Here is an 18,077-nt window from a genome sequence, read left to right as displayed (position 1 = left end):
CGCAGCGATCTTCCCCTGGGCACGGGTCTGATGAGAGGGCCGGTCACCGCTGCCAGGGAAGCGCCTCGATCGAGGCGATGTCACCGGCCGCCAGCAGCCGGAAGAGCCGGAGAGTCTCCTCGCGGGTCACCTCGCGCATTTTCACGGGAGCCACCGAGTCGTCCTCCGTGTTCTCCCAGATCAGCAGACCGCTGCGGAAGGCACTGAGGCACCACTCGCTCTCATGCGACAGCGACACGTCGGGATGCTCGTCGTCGGCGTTCGCGAGGCCGTCCAGCACTCGCTCCATCGCCTCCGGATCAGGCTCATCGACCGCCCCACCCATGACGTCGTACATGAAGTAGCTCATGGGCCAATTACCTCACGCAGTGATCCACAGGACACGGCCTGGCCGGACCCCGCCCGCCCGGGAGTCGGTCTCTGCCAGCCTCCCGGGCGGTGGGGGTGCGTGAAGTGCGGGGGGAGTGCCGCCGGTGCGACACGTACGGGCGCTCGGCACGCCCTCCGCTGTGAGGGCTTCCGAGTGCCTTGGCCCGGCGGTCGAGGAGCCCAGGGCCCGGTCCGCGAGCCCCTGGTCCCGCGCGGGTCGCCGGCCCGATTCTCGCCCTCCCGGACGGTGAGGATCGAGGGGAAGGCCGCAGCACGCCAGCCCCGGCCGTGCAGGCGCTGCCCCGCCCCGGTGCCCGCCCCCGCCGGCGGCCGTCGGTCTTCGTCTACCAGGTGGTCCAGGGCAGGTTCCAGCCGCCGAGGCCGTTGTCGGGGGCGACGGTCTTCTCCCGGGTGTTCACGATCGTGACGACGTCGCCGATCAGCGAGCTGTTGAAGAACGATCCTGCGGGGGAGGTGTCGCTGCCGCCCTCCACGTCCTTGAGCGAGACGCAACCGTGGCTGGTGTTGGCCCTGCCGAAGGGGTCGCCCTTGTACCAGTAGTTCCCGTGGAGGTAGGTGCCGCTCCGGGTCAGCCGCATCGCGTGGGGGACTGCGGGGATGTCGTACTCGCTGCCCAGGCCGACGGTCTGCGAGTTCATGTGGGTGACCTCTTCCTTCGACATCACCACCATCGTCCCGCCCCAGGAGGGGTGCTGGTCGTCGCCGAGGGTGGCGGGCACGGTGCTGGTCCGGCCGTCCCGCACGATCGTCATCAGGTGCGCGGCCGCGTCCGCGGTGGAGACCTGGGAGCGGCCGATGGTGAACGGCTCGTCCTTGTCGACGTCGCCCCACACCCCGGGGGCGACCTCGACGTTCTTCAGCCGGTAGTGGATGGTGACCCTGGTGCCCGGTTTCCAGTAGGCCGCCGGGCGGAAGTCGAGCCGGCTGTCGCCGAACCAGTGGCCCTTCACCTCGGTCCCGTTGTCCGTCTCGAAGGTGATGGCCCCGGCGACGGCGTCCTTGTTCACGATCCTGCCGCTGAAGTCGACCTCGACGATCATGCCCACTCCGTAGGTCCCGCCGTCGGCGATGTTGTCGTGGGCGGAGACCTGTCTGGCGGGGGCCGCGGTGGTGAAGGAGCTGGTGGCCGCGGCGACCGAGCCGCCGGCGTCCTTGGCGCGGGCGCTCACCGTGTACGCGGTGCCGGGGGCGAGCGCGGCGGCGGGCTTCCAACCGGTGCCGTCCGGTGTGGTCGAACCCGGGACGGGTCTGCCGTCCTCGTCGGTGACGTCGACGGCGGTGAGGGTGCCGTGGGAGACGGACACCCGCAGCGCGGTCGGTGCGACGTCCCGGGCCCCGTCCTTCGGCTCCACGTCCAGCACGGCGCCCGACACCCCCGCCACCGGGCTGGACCCGCCGCCGGAAGCGCCGGAAGAGCCGGGGGCGGCCGAGGCGCCCGGGGCGGCGGAGACGTTCTCGTCCCGGCCGTGCGCGCAGGCTGCGGACGCGAGCAGGACTCCGCCCACCACCAGTGCCGCCGCCGCGCGGCGGGCCCTCCCGCCGGTGCGTATCGCGGCCCGTGCCGCCCGAACAGTGCTCACAGTTCCCCCTCGGTGTTCGCCGCCAGCCTGGGCACCCGTCCGTCCCGCCCGCAAGGTCGGGACGGTGTTCAGGGACACGGGGACGCCTTCACCCCGGCCGACCTGCACGGATGCCCCCCGCCCGGGACACGCGCGCCGGGTGCGCCGGCACCCGGCCGCAGCCGCATTCCCCTGCCCCCCGCCCCGGGCACCGCGATGGCATGATCGTTTGCCGGGGCCGCGCGGCTCCGCGCTCCCGGAGCCCCGTCGACGGCGGGGGCCGGAGCCCGGCCGCGAGCACCCAGGGGTTCAGGGGTCCACGAAACGGGGTGGGGGAGCGATGCAGGGGGAAACCGGTGCGGCACCGGAGGCGCAGGAGGTCGCGCGGCTGCTCCAGGAGCTGAAGGGCCGCTCCGGTCTCAGCTACGGCGCGCTGGCCAAACGGCTGCACCTGAGTGGCTCGGCCCTGCACCGCTACTGCAACGGCGAGGTGACGCCGGCGGAGTTCACCCCGCTGGAACGCCTCGCGCGGCTGTGCGGGGCGACCCCGCAGGAGCGCACCGATCTCCACCGGCTGTGGATCGCCGCCGACACAGCCCGGAGCGACCGGCAGCCACCGGCTCCCGTACCGGCACCACCGGCACCACCGACACCCGAACCGGCGCCACCGGCTCCCGCTCCCGTCCCGGCACCGGCCCCGGAACCCGTCCGGGAGCCCCGGCCCGCAACGACGCCCGCCGCGGTGCCCGTCCCGCTGCGGCGCCGGGTCCGCCACCGGGTGCCCGCCGCCACGACGCTCGCCGCGCTGATCGCTGCCACCGGCATCACCGTCCTCGGCGTCACGGCCGGCCCGGGAAGCGGCCCCTTCCCCGCCCCCGCCCCCGCCCCGGAAACCGGCACCAGGTCCCCCGCACCGGGGGCCACCGGCCCCGCGGACCCCGCTACGAGCGCCCCGCTCACCGTCACGGTCCGCCCGGCATCGTTCTGGACCCACGAGTGCGACACGTACGCGGTCGGCCGTCCACCCTCGCAGGTTCCCCCGCCGCCCGCGATCGTCGACCTTCCCGCCTGGATCTCCGGGACCGGCGCCGTCCCCGGCGGCTACCAGTCGGTCGACCTCGTCGTCCAGGGCACCGGTGACGCCACGGTGGTCCTGACCGCCCTCAACGCCCGCATCACCCGCAGCCAGGCCCCGCCGCCCTGGAACGCCTACTCCATGGGCAACGGATGCGGCGGCGGTGTCAGCATCCACTCCTACAGCCTCGACCTGGACGCGGCCCGCCCCCGCCCCTCCCTCGAAGAGGACAGAACGGGCCTGCCCCTCAAGGTCAGCGCCCACGACCCCGAGGTCATCCAGGTCACCGCCAGAACAGCCTCCCGCGACGTCAGCTGGTACCTGGAACTGGAGTGGTCCAGTGGAAACCGCACCGGCACGCTGACCATCGGCCCGGGCGGCGACACCCCCTTCCGCACCATCGCCGTCAAGGGCCTACCGCTGTACGGCTACCCGGAAGGGGGCAATGCCTGGAGCCCCCTCCCCACCCGCCGATGACAGCCCGCCCGACCCGCGACCCGCGACCCGCGCCCCCACCACATGCCCGGCCACCCCCCCCGGGAGACCGCCTGCGCCTCCTTCGCCCGCCGGCCGAAGGAGGGGGTGGGTCCGGGCAGCTCGGCGGCCTCCTTCGACGCCTGGTCCGCGCCGCCGAAGGCCGTGATCCGGAGTCGGCGGCGTGCGTCCTCGACGCCCGGAGTGCGAAGACCTCCACGAACGTTCCCGCCGCCGGCCAGGGCGTCGAGGTCGGGAAGAAGACTGTGGGCAGGAGGCGGAACACCATCACCGACACGATTGATGAACCGCCGCTGCTGAACCGCCGCTGCTGAACCGCCGCAGCCTCGCACGCGGCCACGAAGCCCTTCCCGCACGCTCCGAAGCCATGGTCCACGTCGCGATGACCGGCCTCGTGACCCGCCGACCCGCCGGCGAAACCGCCCCGACCCGGCGCGGAACCCGACCGCGGAAGTCAGGGACGGAACGCCCGGCAGGACCGGGGGGTCTCCTCGGGGTGGCCGGACGGCGTCAGTATCCGCCGGACCGTGGTACCGAGCGCCCGTCCGACCGGGCCGCGGAGGGCGGCGCGGGCGGCGTTGGCGCCGGGAATGCCGTGTACGCCGCCACCGGGATGGGCGGAGGCGGAGGCCAGGTACAGCCCCGTGACGGGGGTCTCCGGCCGACCGGTGCCAGGGGTGGGACGGAAGACGAACTGCTGGTGGAGGGCCGTGGTGCCGCCGTTGATCGCGCCACCGTGCAGGTTGGCGTCCAGGCTCTGCAGGGTGACGGGGCTGAGGATCCGGCGGCTCCGGATCCGGTGGCGGAAGCCGGGGGCGTAGCGTTCCACCTGCGCTTCCATCCGGTCGGCCATCGCCTCCTGCTCACGCCTGTCCCAAGCACCGGTGATGCCGTCACCGCCGGCGTCGTGCGCGATCCGCTGCGGGACGTGGGTGTAGGCCCAGGCGGACTCGGTGCCCGCCGGGGAGCGGGACGGGTCGGCGGTGGTCATCTGGCCGAGCAGCAGGAACGGCCGGTCGGGGACGTGGCGGGTGGCGATCTGCGCGGCGAAGCGCGTCAGCTCGTCGACGCTGTCGGCGAGGTGGACGGTACCGGCGCCGGATGCCCGCTGTGCTGTCCACGGGACGGTGCCGTCCAGGGCCCAGTCGACCTTGAAGGTGGAGAAGTCCCACTGGAAGCCCCGGTCCAGGTCCCGCAGCAGTCGTGCGGGCAGGTGCTCGGCGGCCACCAGCCGGGTGAACAGCGTGGGCGCGGACACATCGGCGAGCACCGCCCGTCGGGCCCGCACCGCCGTCCCCCCTGCGGTGCGCACCCCGAGCGCCCGCCCCTGCCGGACCACGACCTCGGTGACGCGCTCCCCGCACCGCACCCTCCCGCCCCGGCTCTCCAGCCGACGCACCAGCGCGGCGGTGAGCGCACCGGCCCCGCCGACCGGGACCGGGAATCCCCGGCTCTGGGCGAGCATGCTCATCAACCAGCCGAACCCGCCACCGATCGCGGACTCCGGCGACAGGTCGGCGTGCAGCGCGTTGCCCGCCAGCAGCAGCCGACCGCCCTCACCGGCGAAGCACTCCTCCCCGAGCCGGCGGGCCGGCAGCAGCATCGTGCGGGCCAGCCCCAGCGCTCCGGCCACCCGGGTCCGGGCGAGCAACCGCAGTCCGGAGCGCACCGGAGGGAAGGGCGCGAACAGGCAGCCCAACAGGTCGCCGCCCACCTGCTCCCACAGGCCGTACAGCTCGCGCCAAGCGTCTCCGTCGCCCGCTGCGAACTCCTCCAGGCCGGCGGCCGTGGCCGCCACGTCCCGCTCCAGCACCGCACAGCGGCCGTCGGACAGCGGGTGGGCCAGGACGGCGGGGGCGTGGCTCCAGGCCAGCCCGTGGTCGTGGAGCTCCATCGCCCGCAGGACCGGCGAGGCGGCGGCAAGCGGGTAGAAGCTGCTGAACAGGTCGTTGGTGTAGTCGGGGTGGACGCCGCGGTCGCTCCGGACGGCTCCGCCCGGACGGGGCTGCTCCTCCAGGACGACGACGTCCCATCCGGCGTCGGCGAGCAGGTTCGCGGCGACCAGGCCGTTGGGGCCCGCTCCGACGACGACGGCGTCCGCCATGATCAACTCTCCTGGTCCGGTGGTATCGGGTGTGTCGGCGGCGGCCGGTCAGGCAGGGGGCCCGGCGGGTCGGGGCTCGGCTTGCGCGGAGCGCTCGACGAGGTCGGCCAACCGCTTCAGCATGCTGCGGTGCCGCAGCTGCAGGAAGGCGTCGGCGGCGGCGTTGTGGAGCGTGCCGGCGGCGCCGCGCAGGGGGTGCTCGTCGACGATGACCAGGCTCTCCCGCTCGCCCCACGGGCGGATCTCGATGGCGATCCGGGCCGTGCCGAGAGCCCCGCTGTACGCCTCGAGTTCCAGGAGGAGCGGGGGCTCACTGCGGCGGACCACGGTGTGGCCGCCCGCTCGCCACGGGCCGAGGACGAGCCGGTACTCGAGTGCGGCGCCGACCTCGGGCCATGCGCCTCGGCCGGGGGCGCTGTCGGCGACGCCGACCACCCAGTCGCAGAAGCGCTCGGGGTCGGCGAGCACGGACCACACCTGCTCCGGGGACCGCTCGATCAACTGGTGCCGAACCGCCATCGCTCCTCCAAGACATCCTTGTGCCGGGTCGGGAGACACCCCCGCACCAGGCTCGCGCGCCGACGCCGGTGTGTCGCGTCGGCATCAGCCGTCTGTCCGCCACGGCAGAGCGCTACACACGCGTGTCACCCGTCGGCGGTGGCCGTCGCGGTGTCGGCCCCGGCCCGTTGCGAGGGCCATCCGCACGTTGCAACGGCCGAACAGGCCGGTACTGCTGCCGGTGATCGTCGGTGGCGACTGCCCGACCGGGCTGCCGCGTGTGCGGGGACGTTTCGGGCGCGGCGCGGCAGCCCCGGCGACGGGCTGGTCGTCGGGCGGTGACGGAGTCGTGCGTGCGCGGCAGCGGTGGGGCCGGTGTTCAGCGCTGGTCGAGGTGGGGGAAGACGAACTCGTCCAGCAGCAGGCCGAGGGCGACCGCGGCCGGAACGGCCACCAGCGCGCCGACGATGCCCAGCAGCGCGCCGCCGACCAGGACGGCCACGATGGTGACGAAGGGGTGGACGTCGACGGCGAACTTCATGGTCCGCGGCATGATCAGGTAGTCCTCCAGCAGGCGGAAGCCGACGTAGAAGCCGGCCGTGGCCAGGGCGACGGGCCAGGAGACCGCGAGGGCGACCAGGCTGACGACGATGCCGCCGATGGTGGAGCCGACGATCGGTACCAGGTCCATCAGCGCCACGAACACGCCGAGGGCGGCGGCGTACGGTACGCCGACCGCGGCGCACCACACGGCGGTGGCGAGGCCGGCGATCACGGAGGTGACCAGGTTGCCGAGCATGTAGCGCCCGGTGCGGGTGAGGATCTCCTCGGTGAGTTCCCGGGCGCGGCCGCGGTGGCTGCCCTTCACGAAGCGGTAGCAGAACTCCTTGATGTCGGGCATTCCGGCCATCAGGTACAGCGTCACGGTGGCGACCACGGTGACCGAGGTGACGGTGTCCAGGAGCAGGCGGCCGGCGCCCAGCACGCCGCCCATCAGGCCGGGGCCGCTGCCGCCGCCCAGGGCGTTCTTGGCCTGTTCGGCCAGGTGGAAGCGGTCCTCGATCCGGCCGAGTGCGGAGTGGTGGTCGTGCACCTGGTCCAGCCAGAGCGGGAGGCGCCGGGCCAGGACGCCGGCCTCCTGGCCCACCGGGGGGACCACCAGCAGCAGGAAGCCGGCGGCCAGGAGCAGGAAGGCGCCGAGGACGGCGGCCACCGCCCAGCCGCGCCGCAGCCGGCGCCGGCACAGCGCGGCGACGACCGGCTCCAGGCTCACCGCGAGGAAGGCGGAGAGCAGCAGGAGCGTCAGGAACTCCTCCAGCCGCAGCAGTTGGCGGAAGAGGAACCAGCCGGTGAGGGCGCCGAGGGCCAGTCGCAGCCCGGCGGAGAATCCGGGCAGCCGGCCGACGGAGGAGCGCCGCGCGGGCGCTGCGGGCGCCGGGGACGGCAGGGGCTCGGCCGCCGGCGCGCCCGGCGCGGCGTCGGGCGGCACCAGCAGACGCCGGCGGATCCCGTCGGCTGCTCCGGTGGTGACGACGCGCAGTCCCGGTGGCATCTTCAATGTCGTACGTCCGTTCCGCTCGCGGGCCCGTGGGAGCACTGTCCGGTTGCCCCGGCGCGTCAGGTACAAGCGCTCCGAAGGCTCTGCGGGCGGCCGTCCGGCAGACCCCCGGTGGGCGCCCTGTGCAGGCGCGTGTGGGGCCCACCCGGTGGCCGGGTGGGCCCCACACGCGTTGTTCGGTGGCGGTCAGTCCTTGAAGGCGTCCTTGGCGTGCTCGCCGGCCTGCTTGAGGTCGCCCTTGGCCTTGTCGGTGCGGCCCTCGGCCTCCAGGCGCTCGTTGCCGACGGCCTTGCCGACGGTCTCCTTGACGGTGCCCTTGAGCTTGTCGCCGGTGTTCTGGATCTTGTCGCCCGTGCTCATCGCGTCCTCCTCGCAGCCGGGTGCGCCCGCTCGGCGCCGGTTGTCCTTGCGGGGCGCCGCCTGCCCGCTGGGACCGAGAAGATTCGTAGGAATATTCGCCGGTTGCCGGGGCACGCGGCGGTCCGACAACAGACTGCTCGGAGGTTGCCGTGGTTCCCCTTCTTCTCGTCCTGCTGCTGGCCCTGCTCCTGTTCGGTGCCGGTTTCGCGCTCAAGGCCCTGTGGTGGGTCGCCGTCGTCGTGCTGGTGGTGTGGCTGGTGGGCTTCGTCGCCCGCAGCACGAACGCGACGGGCGGCCGGGGCCGCTGGTACCGCTGGTAGCCGCCACCCCGTTCCGGCGGCCCGGGTGCGGCCGCCGGAACGGACGTCTCGTGCGAGCGGCTGATCGCCCTGCGCCCGCCCGGTGACGTGGCTGCCGCGCTGGGCGACCGCCCGCGTCCACGGCGGGGTGGGGCGTCACCAGTCCGGGGTGACCTGCCGGGGTTCGCGTATCGCCGCTTTCAAGAGGTTGTTGGAGCGTTCGTGCACGTCGCCGACGCGGTCGACGACCTGCACGCGGACGACGAGCGTGTCGATCACGCCCAGCGCGTGCGGGCCGAACCAGCCGATCATGGAACGTTCCTGGCCGGCCAGCGGTGCCCCCCGCGTCCACAACTTGACCATGTAGTCGACGTCCGCGCGCAGCCCCATGCGCTCCAGCTCATCCGTCAACGCGTCGCGATCGAGCCAGGTCCCGGCGGCCGGCTGGTCGTGCCCGAGGAACCGCACCGCATACCTGACGTCCCGGACTGTCGCCGCGTCCTGCGCGCCGTTGCGGAGCTGGCAGCCCCAGACCAAACCGTGGGCGTCCGGCGACAGGCGGACCACGCGCTCGTCGAACCCGATCATCGGGCGGGTGGCGGTGGCATATTGCGCCCGGGCGAGCAGTGCCCCGCCAGTGGCCAGCACCGTCGCGGTCGCGCTCTGGATGTCGAGGAGCTGGATCGGCGCGGCGCCGGGGGAGGGCCGGGTGCGTCAGGCGGCACTGCCAGGGCATCGAGTCCGGCGAGCGTCCCGGGCGCCGCCGGTGGGTCATCGGACGGACCATCTCGTGGACGACCGGCCACCGCCGAATCAGCCCCCGCCACGAACGCAATCCCGGCAACCACCTGGCGTTCCTTCCCTTCGCCTTGCCGCAGCCCCGTGCTGCTACAGACGTCTCCTCCGCCCCACCCCGCAGGACACGGTCCAAGGACCGCGACCTGGGCCACCGGGCCTACCCCGATCAGCTCCGAGAAGGACCGTGCGGCGGGCGAGTACGGCGGCACGACGGGCACCGCCGACCCCGACGAGCGGGGCCGGCAGAACGAGAAGCCGACGACGCGGAGCGGGCCGAGCGGGCGGCGAAGCGTGCCCGAAAGGGCCGGTAGGGTCGGTCCGTGGATCGGGGGGAGTGACAGGTGCTGGTATCGATCGACTGGCAGGCCGTCGTGGCGGAGACGCCGGCGGGCGGTCTGCTCCGGCTGCGGCCGGACGCGGCCGCGCGGATCTGGCCGGACGAGGCCGATGCCCGGTTCGCCGCAGAGGTCGGAATCCCGTACTCCAACGGGCTGTTCCGGATCCTGGCCGCTCTGGCGGAGCGGGACCCGGCAAGCCCCGACACGGCCTTCGTCAAGGGCGAGGACCCGGAGCCGATCGACACCCCGCACGGAGAACTCCAGCCGCTGGGCGAGGTCTACCAGGCGGACGTCTACATCAGGCTCACCGACGGAACGATCTGGGTCTCGGACCCGGACTCGGAGGTCGAATTCGAGCTGGTCCACCAGGACCTCTCCTCACTGAGCTACCTGGTGTACAAGCTCGCCGCGGAGAAGCCGCTCCCCGAGGAGCGTCCAACTCCCAACGACTGGGCCGGCGTCGAGGAAATCATCCGTGAGGACATGACTGCCTGGGACCGTCTGCCGTTCGAGAGCGGTGCGCGGTTCTGGGAGGCGTACCTCGATTCCTACCCGATGCTGTGACCAGGAAAGACGAACCGCGCGGATGAGCGACGAGCCGACGGCGGCGCTGCCGGCGCACTTCGGCGAGAAGCGCCTGTACAGCCTCCCCGTCGCCCCCACCGGGCCGCTGCGCAGCCCGGGGCCTGCCCCTTCAGGCCGGCCCGTACCTCCTGCCTCCTGTCCGCCGCGCCGTCGGAACCGCTCCCGCCCGGTGAGTACGCGGCCGAGCGGGGCGCGGACGCCGGGCCGGCGGCGGGCCGGCTGCGCCTCGGCACCGATCGCGGGACGCGCAGTTCTCCTGCGCTCCCGACCGCTCCGTCCGCGCGGTGGTTCGGTCGGCTCGACGACCCACGTGCACCGCGTCTGTGCCGGGCCTCCGGAGCTCCCGGCGCTGGGAAGCCGCATCCGCTGGTCCGACCGGTGCACAGCGGCACGGCAGACCCGACGCCGAGCGGACAGCCTGTCCACGTCGTGCTGCCGGCGGCCGGGACGACCGTACGCGGCGCGGTCCGGACGCCCGGGCAGCAGCTCGGCCCGGTCGCCCACCGTCCCGGCCCGCTGCCGGAGGCCCTGGCCCCCGACGACCGGCGCACGGTCAGCCGCGTGCCGGAACCCGACCGGGCCGCGGACCCCGCTCGCCTGACGTCCGAACTGCCCTATCGGACAGTGGAGTTGCCCAATGCCCGGCTGGTGGTGGAGGCGTCCACGGGCGGCGCTGCCGCCGATGCCTTCACGGCCGTGGCAGGACCCGTGGTCCTGGAGCTGGACGATCCGCAGTGCACGGACCGGGCCCGCTTCACCGCGTGGTGCGCCGAGGCGGGCGCGAACCCGGACACCGGGGAGATGCTGGAACTGCTCGCCGCGGTGATCGGGCCGCCGCCCGCGGAGGGGGTGGCCCCGGTGCCGTGGGAGCTCGCGTCGGCGGCGATCGGTTTCCAACTGCCTGCGGGCCAACGGGCGTTCGCCGACCGATACGGATCGGTGTCCCACTCCGACCGCGCGGCGGAAGCCGACGCTGATCGATCCGTCCCGGAGAAGGTCAGTCGGCCGACTGCTGACTCTCACCCGAGAACTGAGAACCGATGTTGTTCCACATGAAGGCGTCCGTCCAGGACGGATCCCCGGAAGCCCACCCGAGCACCGCAGTGATCGCCTTCTCCTGCGAGATCGTCCGAGTCCGGTAGTGCTCGGCGGCACTGCCGTCCCGGTATTCCAGTTGATACGTGTTGTCGTCGCGCAGCCACACCTGGACATACCGGTTGGCGTCGGACTCCTCCGAGACCCGCTCGACAATCAGGAACGCGTTTCCGCGTCGGAGGTTCGCCACCATGGTGCTCATCGCAGGCTTCGAGGGCTTCCTGACGCGCAGCCCGGCCTCATTCGTCGCCACCAGCATGAGCTGATCGTCCCCGGCGGTACTGACAGCGGCGCCAGCCCAGCTGGCCGAGCCGTCGTCAGAGTCCTCGATCGTCTCTGCCAGGTGCAGCTGCCGGCCGAACTCGGCCGTGCGGGCTGGACTCGTGAGTACGATCTCCTTCGCGGCCCCCAAGGACACCTCCTCGACGCCGAGCAGCTCCCGAGTGACGAGGATGGCTTCGAGGACACCGGCTCCCCGCTCACGCAGCCGCTCTTGGACCAGCTCCATCCCGTCGTCACCGCTCAGGAGCGGGAGGCACTCCTCGACCAGTGCAGTCAGATGAGCGGCCCGAGAGGGAGTGAGGCCGTGGATGGACTCGAACACGTTGATCTCGCCTTCAACAACCAGCCGATGGTTTCCTGCTCGCCGAACGGTGATCCCGGCGTCTCACTCATGAGCCGGCTCGTCCAGGATCTGGCTGTAGTACCGACGCCGCTCGGTCAGCAGCTGGGCGACCTCCTCGTCAGTGCTCTCGTCCATTCGCCCGAGATGCTCCAGGAGGTTGTCGCGCTGCGGAAGTTTCGAGGCGCTGACGTATTCGAAGGTGTGAGCCACGCCGGCAGCGAGCAGCAGGTGGTGCGGCAGTCCGCACCAGGTGTCGAAACTCCGGCAGATTGCGCCCCACAGGAGCCAGACGTCCTCGACCCGGCGCTCCTCGGCGGTGATCAGGGCGGCGAGCTCAATGCTGTGGCTGAAGCCCCAGGAATGGCGGTGGCGCTCGGTCTCCTGGACCAGCAGGTACCTGGCAAAGTCCCCGATGCCGGGTTCGGGCGTAAGGATCAGGGCTTCGAGGACCTGTTGTCGGTCCTCCCAGTGGATGTCGACCGGCAGACCGTCATCATCGTGTCGTCCGTCGAATTCCAGAAGCTCCCACCGTTGCGGGTCCTCGCACCACCAGGCCGGGTCGGGTATCGCGGGACGGCTCATCGGTGGTGCTTCCGTTCGACCGAGGGAGTGTGCTGGTTCGAAGGTCCCGGGCAAGGCGCGGAGGTTTTCTTCCGGCACGGGCCGGGGGGACCGGCACAGTTTCGCGCCTGCCCTGAGGAATCCGCCATCGGATTCGGCCGGACTCGCCCCGCCACAGATCTGGACCCGCTCACGAATTCCGGAGCAGCGCTCTGCCGAACGCCAGGCGCGGCCGGAACCCACACCGGCTCCTGCTGGTGCGCGGGCAGTTGCGCCACCGCGGCCGCTCCCGCCCGGTCGTCGGGCAGCGGGCCTGGGACTCGGCCGAGCTCGCCCGGGACCGCGCGGAGGGCGGCACGGAAACGGTTCGGACGCTGCTCGCCGCCCCCTCCCGACGAGCGCAGGCAGAGCCCCGGGCACCCCGGCGCGCCGGGTGGCGCCAGGGGTACACCGCTCAGGACCGTCCTTGAGGTCCCGGTCGATCGGCAGATGGAAGCCCTGGGGGGCCTGCGGGGGTCAGGCCTGCCCGTACGCCAGCTCGGCCAGCGAGGCGACCTTGAACGGGAACTCTCGCGCAGGCACCGCGTCGGAGGCCGGGGAGGCGGCCGTCAACGCCCCGGCGGGCCAGAACGCCACCCGGCAGCCCGTACAGAACCAGGCGTGCTCCCACACCTGCATCCGCTTCGTCCAGACGCGCTTGTGGTAGGACACCAGCTCGGCGTTGACCTCGGGACGCGGAGCCCGGCTGCGGACCAGATGGAGCACCACGAAGAACCCGAGACCGGGCAGCGGCACCCCGGCCAGGACGGCGCCCCCGCTCATCCCCGCCGCCTCGGCGCACAGGACCGCCACCAGGGCGACCAGCAGGTAGCAGCCGACGATCAGCGCCATCGCCCGCGTGCCGGGGTTCCAGCGCGGCTCGGAGGTGGCGATCCGGGTCACCGGCGGCGCGGCCGGCGGCGCCACCTCCAGCGCCGGCGGATCACCCTCGTACGCCTGACGCGCCCTCAGAGTGCCGCCCCTCTGCCCGCACTGCGGACACTGCTCGGACATGGCCCTTGCCTCCCCTACGACGTTCCACCCCTGACGGACACCGGCGCTTCGCATACCCCGATGATCACAACGCTGCAGCGTAGAGGAGGAGCAGCCCGCGTGGAAAGGGAGGTGGTGAGGGAGCCTCGTTCCCCGTCCGCACCGGGCACCGGCGGCTTCGGCATCCTCCTCGCTGCGGCGGGCATCTCGGGATGCCGGGACGTCACGTCGGACCCGTTGTGTCCATCTCTGCGCCCGGGCCGGACCCCTGGTGCTTCGACCGGAAAGGTTCGCCGGGTCGGGTACTGCGGCCACAAGGCCTTGTGCCACACCGGCGCACTGCGAGATCGTCCGGCGGGGCGACGCTCCGGTCCCCACAGATCGATCCCGGGAAGGACGATGTCGAGCCCGGACGGGCCGCGCAGGCAGCTGACAGTGATGGGCGCACCCCTGGTCGCCGCGGTCTCGACGCTCGTCGTCTGCGCGGGCGAGTCCGTCGGCTCCGTTCTCGTCATTGCGCAAGGAATATCGGACCCGGCTCTCGGGGCAACGTCCGACCCGTCCGTGTACTGGCCGGCGCTGCTCCTGGGCGCGACGCTGTTGCTCCTCTCGCTCGGTGCCGTGATCTGGTTCCTCGTGCTGGGACACCGAGGCCGCCGCCTGGGGCAAGCGGGCCTGGCGTTCGTTGCGTTTCTCCACATCCTCGGGCTGCTGGCTGTCCGGTTCACCAGGTAGCCCGTCCTGCTGGCGGTCCCGGTGGGGAGAGTTGGCGACGGTGAACTGCTGCAGCGACCTGGACCAGCTGGCCGGCCCAGCAACCCGGTGAACGTTGTCGGTCGGAGCACCGGCGGTCGAGGCGTAGCGGTCGAGGCGCTGTCTGGCCCGCCGTTGCGGCTGCGGCGGTCAGGACCAGGGGTTCAGCGGCCCGTGTGGTCGAGGACATTGCCGTCGCTGCAGTTATTGAGGTGGTTTCCGACCCAGTCGCCGAGAACCGGGACGACGGCCCCGCCCCGCCCCACGGCGCCGGCGCGCTCCGACCGCCCCGGTGCGGGGCGCGGGAGGCGGTGGCGACGGGGGTGGGCCAAGCGCGCCGAACTCCTGCGGTGGTGGTGGTGGTGGTGGTGTCGCCTGTGGTGGTGGTGTTCGGAGTGCGATGCGGACGGTCTTGGCCTGGGTGTAGGCGTCGAGTCCTTCCGGGCCTCTTTCGTGGTCCGGGCCGGATTGCTTGTAGCCGCCGAAGGGGAGGCTGCCGGTGCTCATCTCGGCCCAGGTGTTGATCCAGACGGTGCCGGCCTCGATGGCTGCGGCCGTGCGGTGCGCGGTGGCGAGGTCGGTGGTCCACACGGAGGCGGCGAGTCCGTAGTCGGTGTCGTTGGCCCGGGCGACGGCGTCGTCGGTGTCGGTGTCGGTGAAGGTGGTGATCGCGCCGACCGGGCCGAAGATCTCCTCGCGGACGACGCGCATGTCGGGGCGGACGCCGTCGAGGAGGGTGGGGGCGAAGAAGTATCCGCGGTCGCCGGGGCGCCCGCCGCCGGTCACCACGTTCGCGCCCTCCTGGCGGGCGAGGTCGAGGTAGGAGCGGACGCGGTCGAGCTGCGCCTCGGTGGCGAGCGGTCCGGCCAGGGCGCCCGGGGCCAGCGGGTCTTTCGGGGTGAACAGCTCCATCGCCTTCAGCAGCTTTCCGGTGAACTCCTCCCGGACGCCCTCCTGGACGAGCACCCTCGATCCGGCGACGCAGGCCTGGCCCGCGTTGCCGAGGAAGCCGGCCGCCACGCCGCGCGCCGCCGTGTCGAGGTCGGCGTCGGCGAAGACGACCGACGGCGACTTGCCGCCGAGTTCGAGGGTGACGCGCTTGAGCGTGTCGGTGGCCAGGCGCCGGACCGGCTTGCCGGTCGCGGTCGATCCGGTGAAGGCGATCTTCGCGACGCCGGGGTGCGCGACCAGCGCCCGGCCGGCCTCGGGGCCCAGGCCGGTGACGGCGTTCACGACACCTGCCGGCAGGCCGGTGGCGGCCAGCGGTTCGGCCGGGCGCAGCGTGCTCGGCGAGGCGGTCTCGGCCGGCTTGAGGACGGCGGTGTTGCCGGCGGCCAGGGCGGGGGCGAGCTTGCCGGGCAGTTGGCCCATCGGGCCGTTCCAGCCCCAGATGATGCCCACGACGCCGAGGGGCTCCTTGCGGGTGCAGGCCAGGCGGTCCTTGCCCGCGGGGACGCTCGCGCCGGCCGGCCTGGCGGGCCGGCCCGCGTAGTGGCGGAAGGTCTCGCTGGCCTGGGCGAGCATGTGCGAGGTCAGCGTGCGGGGCGCGCCCCTGTTGACCGAGTCGATGGCGGCCAGTTCGTCGGCGTGCTCCTCGATGACGTCGGCGGTCCGGTTCAGGAGCCGGCCGCGCCGGTCGGGGCTCATGTCCGCCCAGGCGGGATCGGTGAACGCCGCGCGCGCGGCCCGGACGGCGGCGTCGATGTCGGCCGCGTCGCCGCGCGGCACCCCGGCCGGCGGCTCCTCGGTGGCGGGGTCGGTGTTCGGCAGCGTCCGTCCGGAGGCCGCGGGGACCTGTTCGCCTCCGATCCACATCATCCGCTCGCCGGCCCGGGCGAACGCGGGGACGCCGCCGCGGGCGGTGCCGGCGGCGGGCGGGGGCTCGCGGTCGAAGTCATGGTCGTTCCTCTTCCGAACTCCTGGTCGGCAGCTGCGTCCCAACCGGACTGCCTGTCCGTTCAACGCAGTGGACAGCCTGTCCGTTTGCAAGGGGAAGTGGGAAGGGTGTCCGGTAGGCGGGGGCCGGGAGGCCACAGGATCCGGGAGGCCACAGGATCCGGGACGCCGCAGGAAGGAGGCCTCCGCCGTGAGCGCTGAGCCCGCCCCCGCCCGACGCGCCGACGCCGAACGCAACCGCTCGAAGATCATCGCGGTGGCCCGCGAGGCCTTCGCCGAACCCGGTGCCGCGCCGTCGATGGCCGAGATCGCCCGGCGCTCCGGCGTCGGAATGGCCACGCTCTACCGCAACTTCCCCGGCCGGCTCGAACTCATCGAGGAGCTCTTCCGGCACACCGTCGACGACATGTGCCGGGCCGCCGGGACCGTCGGCGGCGACACCCCCGGCGGGGCCTTCTTCACGTGGCTCGTGCGCTTCCACGCCATCGGCGGCCGCAAAGGACCTCTCGCCTCCGCCCTCCTCGCCGAATCCGCCGGCGGCACCCCCTCCTGTGCGCCGGCCGCTCCCGCACGATCGCCGCGGGCGAGCCCCTCTTCCGCGCCGCGCAGCGCAGCGGCGAAGTGCGCGACGACGTCTCCCTCGGACAGATCCTCGACGGCCTGGTCGCGCTCGCAGGCATCGACAGCGACCCGGACTTCCCCGGCGCCCTGGTCCGCGTCCTGCTCGACGGCCTGCGCCCGAGTCCGGGCCCCGCGGACGCGCCGCCCGCCGGCGGCGGGGGCGGGAGCGTCCCGGCGGCCGCGACAGCGACTGGGCGGCCGGCGCTCTGAGCCCCGCCGCCGCCACCGCCACCGCTGCCGCCGCGGCCCGTTGAAGTGTCCCGGGTTCGAACGGATGCTCGGTTTCGTGCAAGGGTTCGAGTCATAGCACGTTCCTCCTGCCTGCCTGCCTGCCTGCCTGGGCTGTGCCGTCGTGGGGTGTGCATGGTGGCCGTGGTCCTCGGTGGCTGCCCGGACGGGTCGGCCGTGCTGCGGGCCGTCGTTGAGGAGCCGGGTATCGGTCCGGCCGAGGCGCTGCGCAGCCGGGTGCGCCGGGACCGGGCCGGCTCCGGGCGGCGCCCGGGCACGGCGACGGGGGAGTCCGCGCGGATCGAGGCGGTGGAGAAGGAGGCCGCCGGGCTGGAGCGGGTGAACGGGATCCTGAAGGCCGCGGCGGGTTTCTTCGCGGCCGGGCCCGGCCGGCCGCATCTGCGCTCGTAGCGTTCGCCGACGGGCGCCGGGGCCCTCCCCGGCGCTGCCGGACGGGTGGAGCTGGGCGGACCTGGACACCCCCGCCTGGCGGGCCCGGACCGACAGCCTCCTGGCCGAGCACGCCGCCGCGGACACCGCGCGCCCGGTGCGGGTCGGCGACGCCGTCCGGGCCGTGCGCTCCGGCAACAGGCCGGTGGCAGGCGGAGCCTGACGAAGGATCATGCCCCGCCGCAGGGGCCGGGCCGCAGGCCGCACTGCGCCTGGGCGGGCGACACCGCGTAGGCGGACTTCGGGCAGCCGCTCCTACCAACAACGGCGGGAGGAGGGCCCGGCGTGCCCTCCGCACCCCTGTTCTGACGGCCGATCGGCATTATCGGAAACCGAAAAAGACGTGCCCAGGATGGGAGCGCCCCTGTCCGACCAGGTCACGGCGCGTTGCTGTCTGCTGCGCACCGAGCGCCCGGAAGGGGTGAAAGCCCACCTCTTCCGAAGGGCGCGCACAGTGACGCTCACCCAGTTCCTCACCGACGCCATCACCGACCCGACCGGCCCGCAGGCCCAGCAGCTGCGCTACGGCGCCTGGATCGCCGGCACCGCCTTCCGCGGCTTCGTCCGCATCCGGGCCTTCTACCAGCTGCGCGCGGCGGCCCGACCGGCCATCGCCACCGCGCCCGAGCCGACGGCCCCGCCGCTGCCGCTGCCGCTGCCGCCGGCCCCGGCGGCGCCCACCGGCCGACCCCACCGCACGGTCGTGGTGCGCCCCGCCCGGCGCCGCACCTGCTGCTGCTGCCGTTGAGCCGGGCCT

General features: G+C 73.4%; 19 protein-coding genes and 1 pseudogene. 9 read left to right on the top strand and 11 right to left on the bottom strand.

What is annotated here, in order from left to right; translation table 11 throughout:
• Positions 1-43 precede the first annotated feature (43 nt).
• Positions 44-349: a hypothetical protein gene (locus ACIOHG_RS36280; protein ID WP_400957573.1), complete on the bottom strand. Its 306-nt coding sequence runs from the start codon at positions 347-349 to the stop codon at positions 44-46.
• Positions 350-713: 364 nt separating this feature from the next.
• Positions 714-1,970 (bottom strand): Ig-like domain-containing protein, encoded by a 1,257-nt coding sequence (locus tag ACIOHG_RS36275; protein ID WP_400957570.1) that lies wholly within the window; start codon positions 1,968-1,970, stop codon positions 714-716.
• Between the two features lie 319 nt (positions 1,971-2,289).
• Here ACIOHG_RS36275 and ACIOHG_RS36270 point away from each other — a divergent pair, with 319 nt between their 5' ends.
• Positions 2,290-3,501 carry a helix-turn-helix domain-containing protein gene (locus ACIOHG_RS36270; protein ID WP_400957567.1) on the top strand — a complete coding sequence of 404 codons (1,212 nt, stop codon included), beginning with the start codon at positions 2,290-2,292 and terminating at the stop codon, positions 3,499-3,501.
• Between the two features lie 472 nt (positions 3,502-3,973).
• Here ACIOHG_RS36270 and ACIOHG_RS36265 read toward each other — a convergent pair whose 3' ends face one another.
• From ACIOHG_RS36265 to ACIOHG_RS36250, 4 genes are all read right to left on the bottom strand, one after another.
• Positions 3,974-5,623, bottom strand: a complete 1,650-nt coding sequence (locus ACIOHG_RS36265; protein ID WP_400957564.1) for a phytoene desaturase family protein — start codon at positions 5,621-5,623, stop codon at positions 3,974-3,976.
• Positions 5,624-5,671: 48 nt separating this feature from the next.
• Positions 5,672-6,142, bottom strand: coding sequence for an SRPBCC family protein (locus ACIOHG_RS36260; protein ID WP_400957561.1), 471 nt, complete (start codon positions 6,140-6,142; stop codon positions 5,672-5,674).
• Positions 6,143-6,500: 358 nt separating this feature from the next.
• Positions 6,501-7,673, bottom strand: coding sequence for an AI-2E family transporter (locus ACIOHG_RS36255; RefSeq protein WP_400957559.1), 1,173 nt, complete (start codon positions 7,671-7,673; stop codon positions 6,501-6,503).
• Between the two features lie 192 nt (positions 7,674-7,865).
• Entirely contained in the window at positions 7,866-8,039 is a 174-nt protein-coding gene (locus tag ACIOHG_RS36250) for a CsbD family protein (protein ID WP_400957556.1), read from the bottom strand.
• 149 nt (positions 8,040-8,188) lie between these two features.
• Here ACIOHG_RS36250 and ACIOHG_RS36245 point away from each other — a divergent pair, with 149 nt between their 5' ends.
• Complete coding sequence (locus ACIOHG_RS36245) at positions 8,189-8,359, top strand: hydrophobic protein (protein WP_380373826.1); 171 nt, start codon at positions 8,189-8,191, stop codon at positions 8,357-8,359.
• A 135-nt stretch (positions 8,360-8,494) separates the two neighbouring features.
• Here ACIOHG_RS36245 and ACIOHG_RS36240 read toward each other — a convergent pair whose 3' ends face one another.
• The gene (locus tag ACIOHG_RS36240) at positions 8,495-8,986 is read right to left on the bottom strand and encodes a hypothetical protein (protein ID WP_400957554.1); all 492 of its coding nucleotides are present in this window, start codon (positions 8,984-8,986) and stop codon (positions 8,495-8,497) included.
• Positions 8,987-9,477: 491 nt separating this feature from the next.
• Between ACIOHG_RS36240 and ACIOHG_RS36235 the strand changes: the two genes are divergently transcribed.
• Both ACIOHG_RS36235 and ACIOHG_RS36230 read left to right on the top strand, forming a co-directional pair.
• Entirely contained in the window at positions 9,478-10,038 is a 561-nt protein-coding gene (locus tag ACIOHG_RS36235) for an SUKH-4 family immunity protein (protein WP_400957551.1), read from the top strand.
• A gap of 399 nt (positions 10,039-10,437) precedes the next feature.
• On the top strand, positions 10,438-11,115 hold the full coding sequence (locus ACIOHG_RS36230; RefSeq protein WP_400957548.1) for a hypothetical protein: 678 nt from the start codon (positions 10,438-10,440) through the stop codon (positions 11,113-11,115).
• Here ACIOHG_RS36230 and ACIOHG_RS36225 read toward each other — a convergent pair.
• The 3 genes from ACIOHG_RS36225 to ACIOHG_RS36215 form a co-directional block, all read right to left on the bottom strand.
• Positions 11,057-11,758, bottom strand: coding sequence for a hypothetical protein (locus ACIOHG_RS36225; protein WP_400957546.1), 702 nt, complete (start codon positions 11,756-11,758; stop codon positions 11,057-11,059). The two genes, ACIOHG_RS36230 and ACIOHG_RS36225, sit on opposite strands and share 59 nt — an antisense overlap.
• Before the next feature lie 63 nt (positions 11,759-11,821).
• Entirely contained in the window at positions 11,822-12,361 is a 540-nt protein-coding gene (locus tag ACIOHG_RS36220; RefSeq protein ID WP_400957544.1) for a hypothetical protein, read from the bottom strand.
• A gap of 495 nt (positions 12,362-12,856) precedes the next feature.
• Positions 12,857-13,393 (bottom strand): hypothetical protein, encoded by a 537-nt coding sequence (locus tag ACIOHG_RS36215; protein WP_400957542.1) that lies wholly within the window; start codon positions 13,391-13,393, stop codon positions 12,857-12,859.
• A gap of 378 nt (positions 13,394-13,771) precedes the next feature.
• Here ACIOHG_RS36215 and ACIOHG_RS36210 point away from each other — a divergent pair, with 378 nt between their 5' ends.
• The gene (locus tag ACIOHG_RS36210; RefSeq protein ID WP_400957540.1) at positions 13,772-14,107 is read left to right on the top strand and encodes a hypothetical protein; all 336 of its coding nucleotides are present in this window, start codon (positions 13,772-13,774) and stop codon (positions 14,105-14,107) included.
• Positions 14,108-14,329: 222 nt separating this feature from the next.
• Here ACIOHG_RS36210 and ACIOHG_RS36205 read toward each other — a convergent pair whose 3' ends face one another.
• A complete protein-coding gene (locus ACIOHG_RS36205) occupies positions 14,330-15,943 on the bottom strand; it encodes an aldehyde dehydrogenase family protein (RefSeq protein WP_400957537.1) in 1,614 nt (537 codons plus the stop codon).
• Here ACIOHG_RS36205 and ACIOHG_RS36200 point away from each other — a divergent pair.
• The 4 genes and pseudogenes from ACIOHG_RS36200 to ACIOHG_RS36185 all read left to right on the top strand — a co-directional run.
• Positions 15,828-16,394: pseudogene (locus ACIOHG_RS36200) on the top strand (TetR/AcrR family transcriptional regulator); the annotation flags it as partial. The gene ACIOHG_RS36205 and the pseudogene ACIOHG_RS36200 sit on opposite strands and share 116 nt — an antisense overlap.
• A gap of 35 nt (positions 16,395-16,429) precedes the next feature.
• On the top strand, positions 16,430-16,852 hold the full coding sequence (locus ACIOHG_RS36195; protein ID WP_400957535.1) for a hypothetical protein: 423 nt from the start codon (positions 16,430-16,432) through the stop codon (positions 16,850-16,852).
• Positions 16,853-17,005: 153 nt separating this feature from the next.
• Positions 17,006-17,281, top strand: a complete 276-nt coding sequence (locus ACIOHG_RS36190) for a hypothetical protein (RefSeq protein ID WP_400957533.1) — start codon at positions 17,006-17,008, stop codon at positions 17,279-17,281.
• Positions 17,282-17,774: 493 nt separating this feature from the next.
• Complete coding sequence (locus ACIOHG_RS36185) at positions 17,775-18,068, top strand: hypothetical protein (RefSeq protein WP_400957531.1); 294 nt, start codon at positions 17,775-17,777, stop codon at positions 18,066-18,068.
• The last annotated feature ends 9 nt before the right edge of the window (positions 18,069-18,077 follow it).

Source organism: Kitasatospora sp. NPDC088134 (genome assembly GCF_044741705.1).
Lineage (GTDB): Bacteria > Actinomycetota > Actinomycetes > Streptomycetales > Streptomycetaceae > Kitasatospora.
Note: the sequence above shows the minus strand (reverse complement) of the source record. Positions and strands in the feature narration are given on the sequence as shown.

What these genes read in the sequence shown, in the direction of transcription:
- ACIOHG_RS36280 (WP_400957573.1), bottom strand. Translation starts at nt 349, where the DNA reads ATGAGCTACTTCATGTACGACGTCATGGGTGGGGCGGTCGATGAGCCT.
- ACIOHG_RS36210 (WP_400957540.1), top strand. Translation starts at nt 13,772, where the DNA reads ATGTCGAGCCCGGACGGGCCGCGCAGGCAGCTGACAGTGATGGGCGCA.
- ACIOHG_RS36205 (WP_400957537.1), bottom strand. Translation starts at nt 15,943, where the DNA reads ATGATGTGGATCGGAGGCGAACAGGTCCCCGCGGCCTCCGGACGGACG.
- ACIOHG_RS36250 (WP_400957556.1), bottom strand. Translation starts at nt 8,039, where the DNA reads ATGAGCACGGGCGACAAGATCCAGAACACCGGCGACAAGCTCAAGGGC.
- ACIOHG_RS36220 (WP_400957544.1), bottom strand. Translation starts at nt 12,361, where the DNA reads ATGAGCCGTCCCGCGATACCCGACCCGGCCTGGTGGTGCGAGGACCCG.
- ACIOHG_RS36215 (WP_400957542.1), bottom strand. Translation starts at nt 13,393, where the DNA reads ATGTCCGAGCAGTGTCCGCAGTGCGGGCAGAGGGGCGGCACTCTGAGG.
- ACIOHG_RS36255 (WP_400957559.1), bottom strand. Translation starts at nt 7,673, where the DNA reads ATGCCACCGGGACTGCGCGTCGTCACCACCGGAGCAGCCGACGGGATC.
- ACIOHG_RS36265 (WP_400957564.1), bottom strand. Translation starts at nt 5,623, where the DNA reads ATGGCGGACGCCGTCGTCGTCGGAGCGGGCCCCAACGGCCTGGTCGCC.
- ACIOHG_RS36190 (WP_400957533.1), top strand. Translation starts at nt 17,006, where the DNA reads ATGGTGGCCGTGGTCCTCGGTGGCTGCCCGGACGGGTCGGCCGTGCTG.
- ACIOHG_RS36260 (WP_400957561.1), bottom strand. Translation starts at nt 6,142, where the DNA reads ATGGCGGTTCGGCACCAGTTGATCGAGCGGTCCCCGGAGCAGGTGTGG.
- ACIOHG_RS36270 (WP_400957567.1), top strand. Translation starts at nt 2,290, where the DNA reads ATGCAGGGGGAAACCGGTGCGGCACCGGAGGCGCAGGAGGTCGCGCGG.